The organism is Mesorhizobium sp. SEMIA396 (genome assembly GCF_024518615.1).
Taxonomy (GTDB): domain Bacteria; phylum Pseudomonadota; class Alphaproteobacteria; order Rhizobiales; family Rhizobiaceae; genus Mesorhizobium.
This window is the reverse complement of sequence record NZ_JANIFC010000003.1, coordinates 416,688-432,467: the sequence shown is the minus strand read 5'-3', so window position 1 is coordinate 432,467 and position 15,780 is coordinate 416,688. Positions and strand designations below refer to the sequence as shown.

Annotated in this window: 11 protein-coding genes and 1 pseudogene; 6 read left to right on the top strand and 6 right to left on the bottom strand. The window is 61.4% G+C overall.

Translation table 11 applies throughout. The features are described from left to right. Positions 1-47 precede the first annotated feature (47 nt). The 5 genes from NP503_RS11530 to NP503_RS11510 all read left to right on the top strand — a co-directional run bounded on the left by NP503_RS11530 (position 48) and on the right by NP503_RS11510 (position 6,200). On the top strand, positions 48-404 hold the full coding sequence (locus NP503_RS11530; RefSeq protein ID WP_127268751.1) for a hypothetical protein: 357 nt from the start codon (positions 48-50) through the stop codon (positions 402-404). A 124-nt stretch (positions 405-528) separates the two neighbouring features. After that, positions 529-900 carry a hypothetical protein gene (locus NP503_RS11525; RefSeq protein WP_027040247.1) on the top strand — a complete coding sequence of 124 codons (372 nt, stop codon included), beginning with the start codon at positions 529-531 and terminating at the stop codon, positions 898-900. Between the two features lie 114 nt (positions 901-1,014). Beyond that, positions 1,015-1,641, top strand: coding sequence for a CDGSH iron-sulfur domain-containing protein (locus NP503_RS11520; RefSeq protein ID WP_127268750.1), 627 nt, complete (start codon positions 1,015-1,017; stop codon positions 1,639-1,641). Between the two features lie 249 nt (positions 1,642-1,890). After that, positions 1,891-3,933, top strand: coding sequence for a hydantoinase/oxoprolinase family protein (locus tag NP503_RS11515; protein ID WP_127269773.1), 2,043 nt, complete (start codon positions 1,891-1,893; stop codon positions 3,931-3,933). 98 nt (positions 3,934-4,031) lie between these two features. Beyond that, positions 4,032-6,200, top strand: a complete 2,169-nt coding sequence (locus tag NP503_RS11510; protein WP_127269223.1) for a malate synthase G — start codon at positions 4,032-4,034, stop codon at positions 6,198-6,200. 59 nt (positions 6,201-6,259) lie between these two features. On the opposite strand, the gene NP503_RS11505 is transcribed toward NP503_RS11510, so the two are convergent. The 6 genes and pseudogenes from NP503_RS11505 to gshB form a co-directional block, all read right to left on the bottom strand. Next, the gene (locus NP503_RS11505; RefSeq protein WP_127269222.1) at positions 6,260-6,799 is read right to left on the bottom strand and encodes a J domain-containing protein; all 540 of its coding nucleotides are present in this window, start codon (positions 6,797-6,799) and stop codon (positions 6,260-6,262) included. Positions 6,800-7,069: 270 nt separating this feature from the next. Next, the gene (locus NP503_RS11500) at positions 7,070-8,602 is read right to left on the bottom strand and encodes a YifB family Mg chelatase-like AAA ATPase (RefSeq protein WP_127269776.1); all 1,533 of its coding nucleotides are present in this window, start codon (positions 8,600-8,602) and stop codon (positions 7,070-7,072) included. Between the two features lie 259 nt (positions 8,603-8,861). Further along, entirely contained in the window at positions 8,862-9,044 is a 183-nt protein-coding gene (locus NP503_RS11495; RefSeq protein WP_127269651.1) for a glutathione binding-like protein, read from the bottom strand. A gap of 170 nt (positions 9,045-9,214) precedes the next feature. After that, positions 9,215-12,505: an SIR2 family protein gene (locus NP503_RS11490; RefSeq protein WP_127269649.1), complete on the bottom strand. Its 3,291-nt coding sequence runs from the start codon at positions 12,503-12,505 to the stop codon at positions 9,215-9,217. Positions 12,506-12,643: 138 nt separating this feature from the next. Further along, a pseudogene (locus NP503_RS33285) lies at positions 12,644-12,862 on the bottom strand (ATP-binding protein); the annotation flags it as partial. Between the two features lie 183 nt (positions 12,863-13,045). After that, positions 13,046-13,987 carry a glutathione synthase gene (gene gshB / locus NP503_RS11480; RefSeq protein ID WP_127266732.1) on the bottom strand — a complete coding sequence of 314 codons (942 nt, stop codon included), beginning with the start codon at positions 13,985-13,987 and terminating at the stop codon, positions 13,046-13,048. 230 nt (positions 13,988-14,217) lie between these two features. Between gshB and NP503_RS11475 the strand changes: the two genes are divergently transcribed. Beyond that, positions 14,218-15,567: a bifunctional diguanylate cyclase/phosphodiesterase gene (locus NP503_RS11475; protein ID WP_023814197.1), complete on the top strand. Its 1,350-nt coding sequence runs from the start codon at positions 14,218-14,220 to the stop codon at positions 15,565-15,567. The last annotated feature ends 213 nt before the right edge of the window (positions 15,568-15,780 follow it).

Sequence of the window (15,780 nt, the reverse complement as noted above, 5' to 3'; positions counted from 1 at the left end):
ACGGGCAGGCATGCGATTCTGCCGCGATGATTCGGGAGATCCAGGTCGTGACGCTGTTTCGTATGGTTGCACTGGCGGCGCTGGTCTTCACCGCCTCGGCGCAGGCCGCAGACATGGCCTTCTTCGTGAAGAACCTGCGCAAGGAATCTGTCGCGGTCGAGCTGTTCAGCCGCGACCGTGAGACGGTCTGGCCGGGCAATGACAAGGTGTTCCTGATCGAACCCGAGTCGCAGAAATCCGTGCCGCTGTCCTGCAATCAGGGCGAACAAATCTGCTATGGCGCCTGGGCCGACGGCAACGACAGCCTCTCGGCCGGCGTCGGGCCGGACAATGACCAGCCCTGCGACACCTGCTGCTTCATCTGCGTGGAACACTCGACCGAGACGATCGATCTGGTGCCGTAGAGCGCGGAAGTTTCGTTGGACCCAAATTAAGTCAGGGATCGGCCCGTCCGGTCCACTTCCGCGATTCAGCGCTGCATGCAATGGTCGCCCCGCGGCCGGGTGGGCCGCATATTCGGGGGTTATCATGTTTCATGCCTATGCGCGCCGCATGCTGGCCGCGCTGTCCTTCGTCATGCTGGTTGCGTCGGCGGCGCAAGCCGACGATGTCACCTTCGCCATCAAGAACAGCCACCCGAACGCCATGCGCGTCGAGCTCTACAGCCAGGATCGCGACTATGTCTGGCCGGGCGAGGACAAGGACTATTTCCTCGACGACGGCGAGACCAAGCAGCTGCCGATATCCTGCAACGCGGGCGAATCGATCTGCTACGGCGCCTGGGTCGATGGCGACGAGGGCACCTATTGGGGCGTCGGTCCCGGCAACACGGAAAAATGCGAGGATTGCTGCTACACCTGTAGCGGCGGCGAGACCGAGGAGATCGAGCTGGTCCCCTGACCGGTTTGCCAGCTTGACGGTCTTCGGGCCGGAGCCATAGCCTGTGCAAATACCCAGCGCGCGCCGCCTCGAACTGTTCAGACGCGACGTGCTTCAGGCAAAAGGAGCCCAGCTATGGCCGGCATGGTCGAAAGCGACAAGATCGACGTCGGGTTTTCCGGCAAGCGCTGCATCCACTCGCGCAACTGCGTGCTCGGCGATCCGCATGTCTTCGTGCCCAACGCGCCGGGCCAATGGATCCATCCCGAAGCGGCCAGCGTCGAGAAGATCGTCGCCATCGCCGAAAGCTGCCCGTCGGGCGCCATCACCTATGTCAGGAAGGATGGCGGGCCGCAGGAGCAATCACCGGTGGTCAATACGGTGCGGCTGCGGGAAAACGGCCCGCTGGCGGTACACGCCGAGATCGTGCTCGACGGCGAGACTTCTTATCGTGCCACGCTCTGCCGCTGCGGCGCTTCGGAGAACAAGCCGTTCTGCGACGGCAGCCACAACAAATCCGGTTTTGCCGCCACCGGCGAGCCGCCGCTGAAGGACACGCTGGCGCTCGAAGCGAGGAACGGTCCGCTGAAAGTGACGCCGACCACCAATGGCCCGCTCAAGCTTGAGGGCAATCTCGAGATCGTCACCGGAACCGGCCATACGGTCGATCGTACGCAACGCGCCTTCCTCTGCCGCTGCGGCCATTCCGCCAACAAACCGTTCTGCGATGGGACGCACAAGAAGGTGGGGTTTGTGGGGTAGCTGCGATCTCCCTCCTTGAGGGGGAGATGGCCGGCAGGCCAGAGGGGGTCGTCTCGCGTAGAGCGCTGGCTTCCTCTTTCGCCTCGTATGAAGTCGCATCCAGTCTTGCCGACCCCCTCTGTCGCCTTTGGCGACATCTCCCCCTCGAGGGGGGAGATTACCCGTGGCCCAGCGCTCGCGGCTTTATCGCCCGCTCCGTATCGGCTAAGGGCAGGGACAAATAAATTGCCACCCGGACCGCCGCCAAAAATGACCGCCAAGACCAAGCCAAAGCCGCTGTTCCTCGGGATCGACACCGGCGGCACCTATACCGATGCCGTGTTGTGGTCTGAAACGGAAGGCCCGCAAGAAGGCCCGAACAAGGGCAAGGTGCTGGCCAAGGCCAAGGCGCTGACCACAAGGCATGATCTTGCCGTCGGCATTTCCGGCGCCGTCGATGCGGTGCTGCAGAAAGCCGGAACCGATCCGGCTCATATCAAGCTGGTGTCGATGTCGACGACGCTTGCCACCAACGCGCTTGTCGAGGGCCAGGGCGGCCGCGTCGCGCTGGTGATGATCGGCTTTTCCGAGGGCGACCTCGCCCGCGACGGGCTGAAGGCCGCGCTCGGCACCGATCCGGTGGTGTTTTGTCCGGGCGGCCACGACGTGCACGGCAATGCCGCCAGGCTCGATCTGTCCGGACTGGAAGCGGCGTTGCCGGAACTCGGCGCCTCGGTGTCCGGCTTTGCCGTCTGCGCCTATTTTGCCACCCGCAATCCGGCGCATGAGATCGCCGCCCGCGAGTTGATCCGCGAAAAGACAGGCCTGCCGGTCACATCGAGCCACGAGCTGTCGGCCAAGCTCGGCGGTCCGCGCCGGGCGCTGACCACTTTGCTCAACGCCAGGCTGATCTCGATGATCGACCGCCTGGTGGCGGCAACCGAAGGTTTTCTTGGAGAACGCAACATCGCGGCACCGCTGATGGTGGTGCGCGGCGATGGCGCGCTGGTTTCGGCCGCTTTTGCCCGCCAGCGGCCGATCGAGACCATCCTGTCCGGCCCGGCCGCCAGCCTGGTCGGCGCCCGCCACATGACCGGGCTCGACAATGCTGTGGTCTCCGACATCGGCGGCACCACAACCGACGTCGCCGTGCTCGACGGCGGCCGTCCCAGGCTCGACCCGGAAGGCGCCACCGTCGGCGGCTTCCGCACCATGGTCGAGGCTGTCGCCATGCGCACCTTCGGCCTCGGCGGCGATTCCGAAGTGACGCTGGAGGACGGCGTGCTCAACCCGAAGATCCTGCTCGGGCCGCGCCGCCTGGTGCCGCTGGCGCTGGCCGGCATGGCGCACGGTACAGCTGTCACCTCCGAACTCGAACGCCAGCTGCGGGCGCCCAATCCCGGCCGCATGGACGGCCGCTTCGCGGTGCGCACCGGCGTGCCGGACCGGCTCGCCGCAGGCCTGACCGGCGCCGAAGCCAAGCTCTACGAGCTGATTGGTGCCGTGCCGCTCGCCGTCGACAGGCTTTTGACCTCGAACGCGCAGAACGCGACGCTGAACCGGCTGGTGTCGCGCGGGCTGGTGCATGTCGCCGGCTTCACCCCGTCGGACGCTGCCCACGTGCTCGGCAAGCAGGCGAACTGGGATCCCATCGCCGCGCGCCTCGGCGCCGAACTGTTCGCCCGCAAGCGTGACGGCCGTGGCCAGAACATCGCAGCTTCGCCGGAAGCGATTTCGGAACGGGTGCTGGTGACGCTGACGCGCTGGTCGGCCGAGTATATCCTCGAGACCGCCTTTGCCGAGGATGGGCTCGATGGCGCGTCGACGGTGGCGCATGCCTTGGTGCAGCGCGCGGTCGACGCCCATCCCGGGATTGCCCGCCTGAGCGTTGCGCTCGACCGCCCGGTCATCGGCCTCGGCGCCTCGGCGCCGCTGCACTATGCCGGGCTGCCGCCGCTGATCGGCAATGACTGCGTGGTGCCCAGGGATACCGATGTCGCCAACGCGCTCGGCGCCGTCGTCGGCCAGGTCAGGGTTTCGGCCGAGGCGCGGGTCAGCCAGCCCATGGAAGGGCTGTTTCGTCTCGCCTCGGGCGAGACCGTGCGCGATTTCCTCGACGAGGCGACAGCGATCGCGGCGGCCGAGGCCGATGTCCGCGCCATCGTCGCGGAGCGCGCTATGGAGGCCGGCACCGACAGCGCCGAGATCGACGTCGCCACCGAATTCCGCGTCTCGACCGTCGAAGCCCAGCGCATGTTCATCGAGGCGCATGTGGTGGCGGTGGCCTCGGGAAGGCCAAGGATTGCGGTTTGAGCGGGGCGGCGAAATACGCCACCTTCACCCTAAGCTGAATTGACCCGGCAAACCTGACATGCCAAAGGCCCGCAAAGCCTTTCATCTGGAGTAGCCTGATGACCGACCGCATCGAGATCGCCGGATTGCGGATTGCCCGCGAGCTGCATGAGTTCGTGGCCAGGGAAGCGCTGCCGGGCACGGGCGTCGAAGCGGACGCCTTCTGGAACGGTTTTTCGGCCATCATCCATGATTTGGCGCCGAAGAACCGGGCGCTGCTGGCAAAGCGCGACGCCATCCAGGAACAGATAGACGGCTGGTATCGCGAGCATGGCGCGCCGGTCGACATGGAGGCCTACAAGGGCTTCCTGAAAGAAATCGGCTATCTCGTTCCCGAAGGCCCGGCCTTCAGCGTATCGACCGACAATGTCGACCCCGAAATTGCTGATGTTGCCGGACCGCAGCTGGTCGTGCCGGTGATGAATGCGCGCTATGCGCTCAACGCCGCCAATGCGCGCTGGGGTTCGCTCTACGACGCGCTCTACGGCACCGATGCCATCCCCGAAACGGATGGCGCCGAAAAGGGCAAGGGCTTCAATCCGGCGCGTGGCGCCAAGGTCGTTGCCTGGACGAAGACCTTTCTCGACGAGGCTGCCCCGCTCACCCTAGGCAAATGGGCCGGCGTCAATGGTCTGTCGCTGGCGCAAGGTGCCTTGCGGCTGAGCGCCGGCGCCGGCTCGACGACGCTGGCCGACCCCAGGCAATTCGTCGGCTACCGTGGCGACGCGGCCAATCCCGATGCGGTGCTGCTGGTGCGCAACGGCCTGCACATCGAGATCGCGATCGACCGCAACAACCAGATCGGCCGCACCGATCCGGCTGGCATCGCCGATGTCATCCTGGAATCGGCGCTGACCACCATCCAGGACTGCGAGGATTCGGTCGCGGCGGTGGATGCGCCAGACAAGGTCGTCATCTACCGCAACTGGCTCGGCCTGATGAAGGGCGATTTGGCGGAAGAGATCACCAAGGGCGGCAAGAGCTTTGTCCGCAAGCTCAATCCTGACCGCTCCTACACCGCGCCCGCCGGCGGCACGCTGACCGTGCCCGGCCGCTCGCTGATGCTGGTCAGGAATGTCGGCCACCTCATGACCAACCCGGCGATACTGGATCGCGACGGCAACGAGGTTCCGGAAGGCATCATGGATGCGGCGATGACGGCGCTGATCGCGCTGCACGATGTAGGGCCGAACGGCCGCCGCGCCAATTCCCGCGCGGGCTCGATGTATGTCGTGAAACCCAAGATGCATGGGCCCGACGAAGTCGCTTTCGCCGTCGAGATCTTCGACCGCGTCGAAGCGCTGCTCGGTATGGCCAGGAATACCATCAAGATGGGCATTATGGATGAGGAGCGGCGCACCACCGTCAACCTCAAGGAGGCGATCCGCGCCGCAAAAGCGCGCGTCGTGTTCATCAACACCGGCTTCCTCGACCGCACCGGCGACGAGATCCACACCTCGATGGAAGCCGGCCCGATGATCCGCAAGGGCGACATGAAGCAGGCCGCCTGGATTTCCGCCTACGAGGCGTGGAATGTCGACATCGGGCTGGAATGCGGCTTGGCCGGCCACGCCCAGATCGGTAAGGGCATGTGGGCGATGCCGGATTTGATGGCGGCGATGCTGGAACAGAAGATTGCCCACCCCAAGGCCGGCGCAAACACTGCCTGGGTGCCGTCGCCAACGGCGGCGACGCTGCATGCCACGCACTATCACAAGGTCGACGTCCACGCCGTGCAGGCGGCGCTGAAGAACCAGCCCAAGGCGAAGCTCGACGACATCCTGTCGGTGCCCGTGGCCGTGCGGCCGAACTGGTCGCCCGAAGACGTCCAGAAGGAACTCGACAACAACGCGCAGGGCATTCTTGGCTATGTCGTCCGCTGGATCGACCAGGGCGTCGGCTGCTCGAAAGTGCCTGACATCAACGATGTCGGCCTGATGGAAGACCGCGCCACATTGCGTATTTCCTCACAGCACATCGCCAACTGGCTGCACCACGGTGTGTGCAGCGAGGACCAGGTGATGGCGACGATGAAGCGCATGGCTGACATCGTCGACCGCCAGAACGAGGGCGACCCGCTTTACCAGCCGATGGCGGCCGATTTCGCCAAGTCGATCGCCTTCCAGGCCGCTTGTGACCTGGTCTTCAAGGGCCGCGTCCAGCCCAATGGCTACACCGAGCCGGTGCTGCACGCGCGGCGGCTGGAACTGAAGGCGCAGCAGAGCTGAATAGGCCAGTGTCGTGTATGGGCGGCGGGTTTTCGGCCTGCTTTCTCCGGGGTGAGGCGTCAGGGAGCTGTATGGTCCAGGAGCCGGATGGTGGGATCGCGACGGTGTTCGGAGTTGACCCGATCGACGCCTTCCACCGTAATCGCGATCGTCCCGTTTTCCACTCTTGCTATCCAGGCCTTCGCTTTCAGATACCAGAGATGAAATTCGAGATGCTCTCGCGGACAGCCTGATAAGCGTTCGAGCTCCACATCTCCGATCCCGGGATTGCTGACGTCGTGCCGGCGCTTCGCGTAAAGCAGCGACAGCAGCCTGGCCTGGATCACGACGTCACGCTCGATGCCTTTGGTGTTGCTGGCTTCCTCGGTCAATTCACGGCGAAGGCCGGCATGGTCCCTGTACGCGATGTCGTATTGTGCGCGTTTGACCGGATCCTTGAGCGTATTGTGGGCTTCCACGATTTCACTGAAACGGGCTTCATCGCCGGTTTCGCGATTGTCTGGATGATAGCGCATCGCAAAATAGCGAAATATGCGCTCCAGCGTTTCCGAATTGGCGTTCGGGCTAACTTCCAAAACTTCGTAGTAGTCAATGAACATAGCGGGCTCCCCGGCCACACCATATTCGCATTGTCTAAATAAGGAATGTCAATGCGGAGGCCAGGACCTTGGTCCGACGCCGATGACATCCACGCTTTCTGGAAGAGGAAGAAAATGGCCGGCGTCCGGTCGGTGGGGGCCGTTGGGTGGTGAGGACGCCGGCCAAGCGGACAATCAGGTCCGCCGCACCGTGGAGATGATCGATTCGCGGAGGCCGGGTTATGGCGTGATCGCGGAAGGCAATGTGGCGAGGTCGGCTTGTCGGCGGACCTACGCCGCCTGCGCCATCCGCTCCGAGCTCATGCGGTAGGAGATCGCTTCGGCCAGATGGATTCGGCCGACGGTTTCGCTGGCGTCGAGATCGGCGAGCGTCCGCGCCACCTTCAGCACGCGATGATAGGCCCGCGCCGAAAAGGCGAGCTTTTCGCTGGCGTCCTTGAGCAGCGACAGGCCGGCGGCGTCCGGCATGGCGATCTCGTCGATGACCGAGGGCGCGCAATGCGCGTTGGTGGTGGCGCGGGTGGCGCCGAGCCGCTCGAAACGTTCGCGTTGGATGGTGCGGGCGCGTGCCACACGCAGCGCCACATCGGCACTTTTCTCCGCCCGGTCGGGCCGGATCAGGTCGCTGGCCGAGACCGCCGGCACTTCGATCCTGAGATCGATGCGGTCGAGCAGCGGACCCGAAATGCGCGCCTGATAGTCGGTACGGCAACGCTCGCCGCGCAGGCAGCGATAGCCCGGCTCGCCGGCCATGCCGCAGCGGCACGGGTTCATCGCCGCCACCAGCTGGATACGCGCCGGATAGGTGACGCGATGATTGGCTCGCGCTATCATGCAGTCGCCGGTCTCCAACGGCTGGCGCAACGCATCAAGCGTCTGCGGCGTGAACTCGGGAAACTCATCGAGGAACAGCACGCCGTGATGGGCCAGCGACACCTCGCCCGGCCGCGCGCGGATACCGCCGCCGACCATCGCCGCCATCGAGGCCGAGTGGTGCGGCGCCCGGAACGGCCGCCGGTCGGTCAGCTTACCTTCGCCGAGCTCTCCTGCCACCGAGGCGATCATCGAGACTTCGAGCAATTCCTTCGGCGCCAGCGGCGGCAGGATCGACGGCAGCCGCTGCGCCAGCATCGATTTGCCGGATCCCGGGGGTCCGATCATGAGCAGATTATGCCCACCGGCGGCGGCCACTTCCAGCGCCCGCTTGGCGGTCTCCTGGCCCTTGATGTCGGCGAGGTCAGGCAAATCCAGAGCGGCGGCATGAATGCCGGGCTCGGGGCGCGACAGCACCTGCGTGCCGCGAAAATGATTGGCGATGGCGATCAGACTGCGCGGCGCCAGAATGTCGAATTCCCGACCAGCCCAGGCCGCTTCCGGCCCGCATGCGAACGGGCAGATCAGGCCCTTGCCCTCGGCATTGGCGGCGATCGCCGCCGGCAAGGAGCCGGCGACCGCGGCAATCGTGCCGTCGAGCGACAATTCTCCAAGCACGACATAGCCGGCCAGCATGTCGCCCGGAATGGCGCCAAGGGCAGCCATCAGGCCAAGCGCGATCGGCAGGTCGTAGTGGCTGCCTTCCTTCGGCAGGTCGGCCGGCGCCAGATTGACCGTGACTTTCTTCGACGGCATCGACAGGCCGGAAGCATGCAGTGCGGCCTGCACCCGCTCGCGGCTTTCGGCCACCGCCTTGTCGCCCAGGCCGACGATGTGCATGTTGACCTTGCCGGGCGCGATCATCACCTGCACGTCGACCGGCACGGCCTCGATGCCCTGAAAAGCGACCGTGCGAACCCGCGCCACCATTTCTATGCCCCCGGATATGCTGCGTGCCTAAGCCTACACGGCTAGGCGGCCAACGACATCGCCCAACACAAACATAGATTTCTGGGATAATCAAGAACAATACAGGAACAAAACCACCGCAGCTATAAATGCTATTCCGATCAACCTGAAACGCAGGTTGATCTCCGACCAGACATTGCGCCCTGCCACAGATTGCCACGGACTTGTCGCCCGCTGCAAAATGCACCGTCTAGCCGTCGCAGGATGGATCGACGTAACATCATGTTGTCGGAAAACTGCCGGCAGCCATGACCATGGGTATCCAAAGTACGTCCGTCATTAAGATATCGGCGGCGGAAAACTGTCCATCGACAAGCCACTCACGATGCGCCAGCGCAGCCTCGACTTGTTTCAAGCGCTGGAGCATCCAAGATTCGAGGAGGTTATTCTTGTCATTGGACATGCCAACGAACCACTATGGGCCCGTGGTCATGTCAATCGAATTGATTGCGGCAGCCACGTCCAAGGGCATTTTGGGCTGAGCTCGCCGTTGACCGATTGCTCTGAATTAAGCCTAGCCTTCTTCGCGCTCGTGGTCGGGTTCTATACAGCTCCGAACTGCCCCGAAGGCAGTCACAACGTTACGCTCGGGCGCCTCACTCTCATCGAACCTTCTCTCGACTTCCCAGCGAGGAGTGACGTCATCAGATTGGCCACGTCAGAACGATCCTTCATTTGCTCTAGCAATGACCCTAGTTTGCTATCATCGACAACGCCACGGGCGTAATAGCTCAAAACGAGCGCGCCATGCCACAAGCTGCGATCGCGACCGTCTACGCGGTCTGACTCTAGTATACCGACGATGCGCTCTTTCTGATCGGCATCAAACTGCGGCTTCCAATACGCCCGCGGAAACCCGACCACCCTTCCCAAAAAGAAGCCGGCAAGACTCGCTATAGAGCCGTCTAAGAAGTATAAGTTAGCAACAAGTTCCAAAGTACCTACCTTTGGTCTGATTGTTGTCTCACGATCGTGTAGAAGGGCTCTGGCCCAAAGCGCTGCCTCCGTATTATCGGAATCTTTGGACAAAATATATTGCTCTACCAAGGTTGCTGTGTCGTTGTCGGACCAGATATTTAGCGTCTCATGTGTCGAACTCCATATATCTCCCGAAATAGCAAGAAAATTTCTGCGGATTTCTTCGCTGTGGGTGCCTTTTTGAAGGCAATCCATCACTTCTCGATGGGCATCAGCCGCAACTGCATGCCGATTGTGTAGCCGCATAGCTGCGATAACCGCGTAAGTATTCCTCAGCCACAGCGACTCGGGTTGGAAGCCTTGTGTGTACAGTTGCCAAGCTTTCTCCTCAAACTCGATACCATACGGTCCTATTGCCAGAGTTCTCCACAGATCGGAATCATCCCGGCAACCTTTGGCGAGGAGTGCAAGAACTTCCAAACTTTTACTGAGGGTATCGGGGGACGCTTCGGCTTCTTCCGCAAGGCTCGTTAATAGTAGCTGGACTGCATTTTCTAATTTAATAGGCCCCATATCATCGTCGGAGCGAATCCTGTTGGCGATGGCCTTTTGAGCCAGTGTGTTCAATCTCACCAACAGCGGCTCTGCTTGCTTGCGAGCAAGGACTGCAGCCATAGGTACGACTTCTTTCCATTCCTCCCCTTCGAGATAGCGATTCAAAGGGGTCAGCGGTGTGTCTCTGCTCGTGTAACCCCTATAGTGGCCCTCAACTGCGGCAACTGCGGCTAGATATTCCTGGAATGTCAAATGTCGAAACTGATAAAATGGGACCGTTTTGTGCCCGTCTTTCTGAAGCCCGGCTTCAACGAGGAGACTGGACCTCAGCTCAACGCGCTTAACGAAGTCGTGCGGCGTGTCCCTTGCGTATCTCGTGATTTGGGGCACGTACTTCCGCGCGGCTTCTAATAACTTGATGAGTTCATGTTCTGTGGCCGTTTGCTTGCCCTGCTTATGTAGCTCAAACGCGACGTAGGCGAGTTGCGGAACTGCTTCCTTGACGTTGAGCGCCTCGTGACCCTTGATATTCCAAGTATCGAGGAGAACCTCCACCGCCCTGTCATACAAGCTCACTCTGTCGGGCGGGAGTCGTCCTGCTCCGTGCTTGACAACCAACAACATAGTCAGAAGCAGCGGGTTTTCCGCTAGTCTGCGCAAAGCACTGGATTGCATGATCCTAGCAGTTGTTTCGGCGGCCTCGGCCAAGGCTTCTGGTTTGTCGCCAGCCATGAGCTTGTGCCAATAATCGCAAAGTAATGCTATAGCCTCTTCGCTAAGGGGCGCCACGCGCCAGCGTTGGCAGAACCGCGCAAGCGTAGGAGCAATGAGTGCAAAGCCTGCTTCTCTGCTGGTTACGACAAGTCGGATCTTCGGATAGTCTTCTAGGAAACGCTCAAGGTGTTCGACAAAGGTAGTCCTATGGGCATCAACGTGGATTTCGTCTAAGCCATCTACCAATAATATAATATTTCCCCGACGAAGCATCGGAACAATGGCATCCCAGAAGTTGGACAAGTTCGTTTGCCCGGTGATCTGTGATAACTCGTTAAGAATTGTTGGGATTGGTTTTTGGATGTGGTCTCTCCACTCTCGACAGCGAATCATCACCGGAAAAAGCGTCACATCGGGCAGTTGGTCTCTGCTCAGCTTTCGTCGTTTCGGTTCGGCGTAAGCAACAGCCAAACGTTTCAGGAGCAGTGTCTTGCCGCCCCCTGGAAATGCCAAGAGCGCAATTCGCCTATTATCTCTGAACGCTTCACCAAACGTTTTGCCTCGCCCATCAGACTCCTGCCACTCAGATAGCTTTTGTTCTCGCTTGGGGTCGGTCAGCGGAAATTCAGGTGGAATAGGCACCACGTCCAACGGAACAAATAAGCGTTCGAGATCAAACTTCCGCTGTGCGGTGTCCATATCGGCACGCACCCCCTCTATCGTCATTTGACCGCAGTCACGAATGAGGAAGGTGCGATAGGCATCAAGGCATTGCGCTTCGTCAATTAGAGAACTTGAGGTGCGCTTGGGTTTCCTCTTTGCAGCCTGAACGTCGGCGACGATTTCCAAGAGTTTGGCTGGCAGATCGGCATGGTTAGGGTACGAGATAGGGTCGACGAACCCCTGCCAAGCTTGATCCTTCTTGCGCGGGCCGTAGTCCTTCTCTGTAACGAATGCATAGTGGAGCGGTGGGGCACCACCAATGTTCGTGCGGCACCAATTTATTAGCGCACTAAAGTTTGGGTCGGAAAAAGTGTCGCCACATCCAACAAAAAGAAGCTGACCGAATGAAGACAAAGATCGCTGGATGAGGGATCGCACTTCGCTAGTTAGTGTTGCGGTATAGTCGCGAATACCAAGAATGCAGGAACCGGGAACGTCCCATTTGCCATGAAGATGCAAAATGCCTGGATGATCTCGCTGCATCCAACTAACTACCTGCGAGGTGTCAGATAGTGTAATTCCTGGAAGGTCAGTCGCCTGTTCAAGTAACGTGTCGTAATTTAGCGTAGCCAACGGTATATTTGCGTCTCTGAGTGAGCGGATAGCTTCAGCCATCTTGCCGGTACCGCATTTCTCTCCAAAAAATAACTCTTGTAGCCAGCGTTCATACAAAAGCTTATCCGCACCTTGAAGCTTTTGAGTAACAAATTCGGCGGCTGCCAACATGTCATCGATGTCATCGGAGCCGAGGGTCCGGGCCCAACGCCGTTCTTGATCCTGGGTGATGCGGCCTCGTGCGCGTGCATATGACAAGCCCGTCTCGATCAGGCCTCGCCAACTGTGATGTGGAGCTTCAGCGGCCGCTAGGGCGCGACTGACGCCCGTACCCATGATAGCTACCAGTTTCCCTTTGTTCGCCGCCTCTTTAAGTACAGCTAACCCAGTCTTTGACATTCTTCCCCCAAATTCAGAACGGGAACACAAAAGAGGCGGCACTAGTTCTTGAGCAATACACAGGTCGCCTATGACTTGGATAGTGGCAACACTGGCGATCGCGGGGGATCAATCGCAAACCACTCGCTGTGGGCACTAGACCCTTTGACGTTTTGACGGAAGCGTACCCGACATTTGCCAAGTAGTTTTTGCATTCGGCTGCCTCGCGGCCTGCACCCGCTCGCGACTTTCGGCCACCGCCTTGTCGCCCAGGCCGACGATGTGCATGTTGACCTTGCCGGGCGCGATCATCACCTGCACGTCGACCGGCACGGCCTCGATGCCCTGGAAAGCGACCGTGCGAACCCGCGCCACCATCGTGCAACCCCAATTCAGGCTGGCCCCAGCCCCTGCGATCAGGCCAGGAATGGCCCGCCGGGAAGACAATCACACTTCCCCGGTCAAATCAAGAACATTACGGGAACGCATGACCGCTTGGGTTGCAGCGGAATTGAGCGCGGTTGCAAAAACGGAACATGGTTAAGACAAAATGAAAACGGCTTACCCGCGCTTTCCCTCGACCGCGTCCCAGAACAGGCTGGCGATGTCGGCGCCGCCGAAGCGTTTGACCTCGCGCACGCCGGTCGGCGAGGTCACGTTGATCTCGGTCATGTAGTCGCCGATCACGTCGATGCCGACCAGGATGAAGCCGCGCTCCTTCAGCGATGGGCCGATGCGGGCGCAGATCTCGCGTTCGCGCTCCGTCAGTTCGGTCTTTTCGGCGCGGCCGCCGACATGCATGTTGGAGCGGGAATCATGCTCGGCCGGCACCCGGTTGATGGCGCCAACCGGCTCGCCGTCGATCAGGATGATGCGCTTGTCGCCCTTGCGCACGTCCTTGAGATAGCGCTGTACGATGTAGGGTTCGCGGAACATCTGGCCGAACATTTCCAGCAGCGAGGCAAGGTTGCGGTCGGCCTCCAGCAGATGGAAGATGCCGGCGCCGCCATTGCCGTAGAGCGGCTTGACGATGATGTCGCCGAACTCCTTGCGGAAGGCGGCAACTTCGAGCGGATCCTTGGTGATCAGCGTGTCCGGCATCAGGTCGGCAAATTCGGTGACGAAGATCTTTTCCGGGCTGTTGCGCACCCAGGCCGGGTCGTTGACCACGAGCGTTTTCGGATGGATGCGCTCCAGGATGTGCGTGGTGGTGATGTAGTTCATGTCGAAGGGCGGATCCTGGCGCAGCAGGACCACATCCATCTCCGACAGGTCGGTACGCACCTTCTCGCCCAGCGAATAGTGGCTGCCCTTCTCGTCGCGCACCTGCATTTCCTCGATGCGGGCAAACACCTTGCCGTCGCGCAACGAGAGCCGATCCGGCGTGTAGTGGAACAGCTCATGGCCGCGCCGCTGCGCTTCCAGCGACAGCGCGAACGAGGTGTCGCCGGCGATCGACACGGTGGAGATGTGGTCCATCTGGACGGCGATTTTCAGCTTCATGGCGGGTCTCCGGCGGCTCGGATGGACGACTGTCTTGCCTGTACAGGCTCACTGCCCGTCTGCCAATCGCGACATTCCTGGGATTGGCATCCGACACCCGAATGCGCTGCTTTCATCGATCCTTCGAAACAGTCGCGGTTGCCCCTGGAAAATCGATTTCGCGATACGTTTCCTAAAGGGTTTGCTGCCAGTCTGAAAATAAATTCCGACGTCACAAAACAGGGACACCGATGCAAACTTCGTTTGGCACCGGTCAGGCAAACAGGGAGAGCACGGATCTGGCATTCACAGATCCGTTGACCGGGCTTGGCAACCATCGCCGCTTCTTCGACAAGGTCGATCGCCTGATCGCCGACCGTGCCGACGATCCCGCGCCCTTTACCGTCGGCATTCTCGACCTCGACGGCTTCAAGCCGATCAACGATCTGTTCGGCCACAAGGCCGGCGACGACATCCTGATCCAGGTGGCGATGCGGCTGCGCGCCTCGATGGACGGCCATTCCACGGTCTGCCGCATCGGTGCCGACGAATTCGCCTTTCTCTATCCCCTGGTGTTCAGCGAGGATGCAGCGGCCGAAAAGTCGCGCATGCTGATCGAGATCCTGTCGGCGCCCTATGATGTCGGCGAACGCACCGCCAGGCTTTCGGCCTCGGTCGGCTGCTCGCTGTTCTATTCGGGCGACGAGACCACGGAAATCCTCATCAATAAGGCCGAGACGGCGCTCTATCACGCCAAGCGTTCCGGCCGTGGCCGCGTCGTCGTCTACACCCGTGAGATGGAAGAGGCGGCCAAGCGCGTCACCCGCATCGAACAGGCGCTGCGCCGGGCTGTCTCGGCCGGCGAGGTGGAGCCGCATTTCCAGCCCATCGTCGACCTCAACACGCGCCGCACCATCGGCTTCGAGACGCTGGCGCGCTGGACAGATCGCGACCTCGGCTCGGTGCCGCCGACCGTCTTCATTCCCATCGCCGAGGAGCGCGGCATCATCGGCCCGTTGTCGCAGCTGGTGCTGCGCAAGGCGACCGAAGCGGCCAGAAGCTGGCCGAAGGACCTGTTCCTGTCCTTCAACCTGTCGCCATCGCAGCTCGTCGACCAGAACACCGGCCTGCACATACTGGCGATCCTCGATCGCACCGGCTTCGATCCGCGCCGGCTGGAGATCGAGATCACCGAGACCGGCCTGATGAACGACCCGGCCTCTGCCGCGCAGATCGTCGAGGATCTGCGCCGCGTCGGCATCCGCGTCTCGCTCGACGATTTCGGCACCGGCCAGTCCTCGCTCGGCCGTCTGCGCGAATTCCATTTCGACAAGCTCAAGATCGATCGCGCCTTCGTCTCCTCCATTCTCGACGACCGTCCCTCGGAGCACATCATCCGCGCCATTCTCGCAATGTGCGAGGGGCTCGGCATGGACGTCGTCGCCGAAGGCATTGAGCAGGAAGCGCAGGCCGACCGCCTCGTCCAGTTCGGCTGTGCCGGCGGGCAAGGCTATCTGTTCGGCAAGCCCGTCGATGCCGACGCCACGCTCGGCTATCTCCGTGATTCCTTCCGCGGCGCCCTGCGCGCCAAGGCGATCTGACCGGCGATCCCCGCGATCCGCAATCCCGACGGTGCCGCCATGCGCATCCGGTGCGGCGCATTGTCGTTTTGTCTGACATAAGCCCAGAAATCCGATCTTTCGCCCTTGCCCACGCGCCTTGCGTGGCTAGGATGCGCGCCGATCACGCTACAGCGCCGCGCGTCCTTTCGGACGCGCAAAGGACGCTGTAGCAATTTACATCTTGCGCATGAT

What these genes read in the sequence shown, in the direction of transcription:
- NP503_RS11525 (WP_027040247.1), top strand. Translation starts at nt 529, where the DNA reads ATGTTTCATGCCTATGCGCGCCGCATGCTGGCCGCGCTGTCCTTCGTC.
- NP503_RS11520 (WP_127268750.1), top strand. Translation starts at nt 1,015, where the DNA reads ATGGCCGGCATGGTCGAAAGCGACAAGATCGACGTCGGGTTTTCCGGC.
- NP503_RS11515 (WP_127269773.1), top strand. Translation starts at nt 1,891, where the DNA reads ATGACCGCCAAGACCAAGCCAAAGCCGCTGTTCCTCGGGATCGACACC.
- NP503_RS11510 (WP_127269223.1), top strand. Translation starts at nt 4,032, where the DNA reads ATGACCGACCGCATCGAGATCGCCGGATTGCGGATTGCCCGCGAGCTG.
- NP503_RS11505 (WP_127269222.1), bottom strand. Translation starts at nt 6,799, where the DNA reads ATGTTCATTGACTACTACGAAGTTTTGGAAGTTAGCCCGAACGCCAAT.
- NP503_RS11500 (WP_127269776.1), bottom strand. Translation starts at nt 8,602, where the DNA reads ATGGTGGCGCGGGTTCGCACGGTCGCTTTTCAGGGCATCGAGGCCGTG.
- NP503_RS11495 (WP_127269651.1), bottom strand. Translation starts at nt 9,044, where the DNA reads ATGTCCAATGACAAGAATAACCTCCTCGAATCTTGGATGCTCCAGCGC.
- NP503_RS11490 (WP_127269649.1), bottom strand. Translation starts at nt 12,505, where the DNA reads ATGTCAAAGACTGGGTTAGCTGTACTTAAAGAGGCGGCGAACAAAGGG.
- gshB (WP_127266732.1), bottom strand. Translation starts at nt 13,987, where the DNA reads ATGAAGCTGAAAATCGCCGTCCAGATGGACCACATCTCCACCGTGTCG.
- NP503_RS11475 (WP_023814197.1), top strand. Translation starts at nt 14,218, where the DNA reads ATGCAAACTTCGTTTGGCACCGGTCAGGCAAACAGGGAGAGCACGGAT.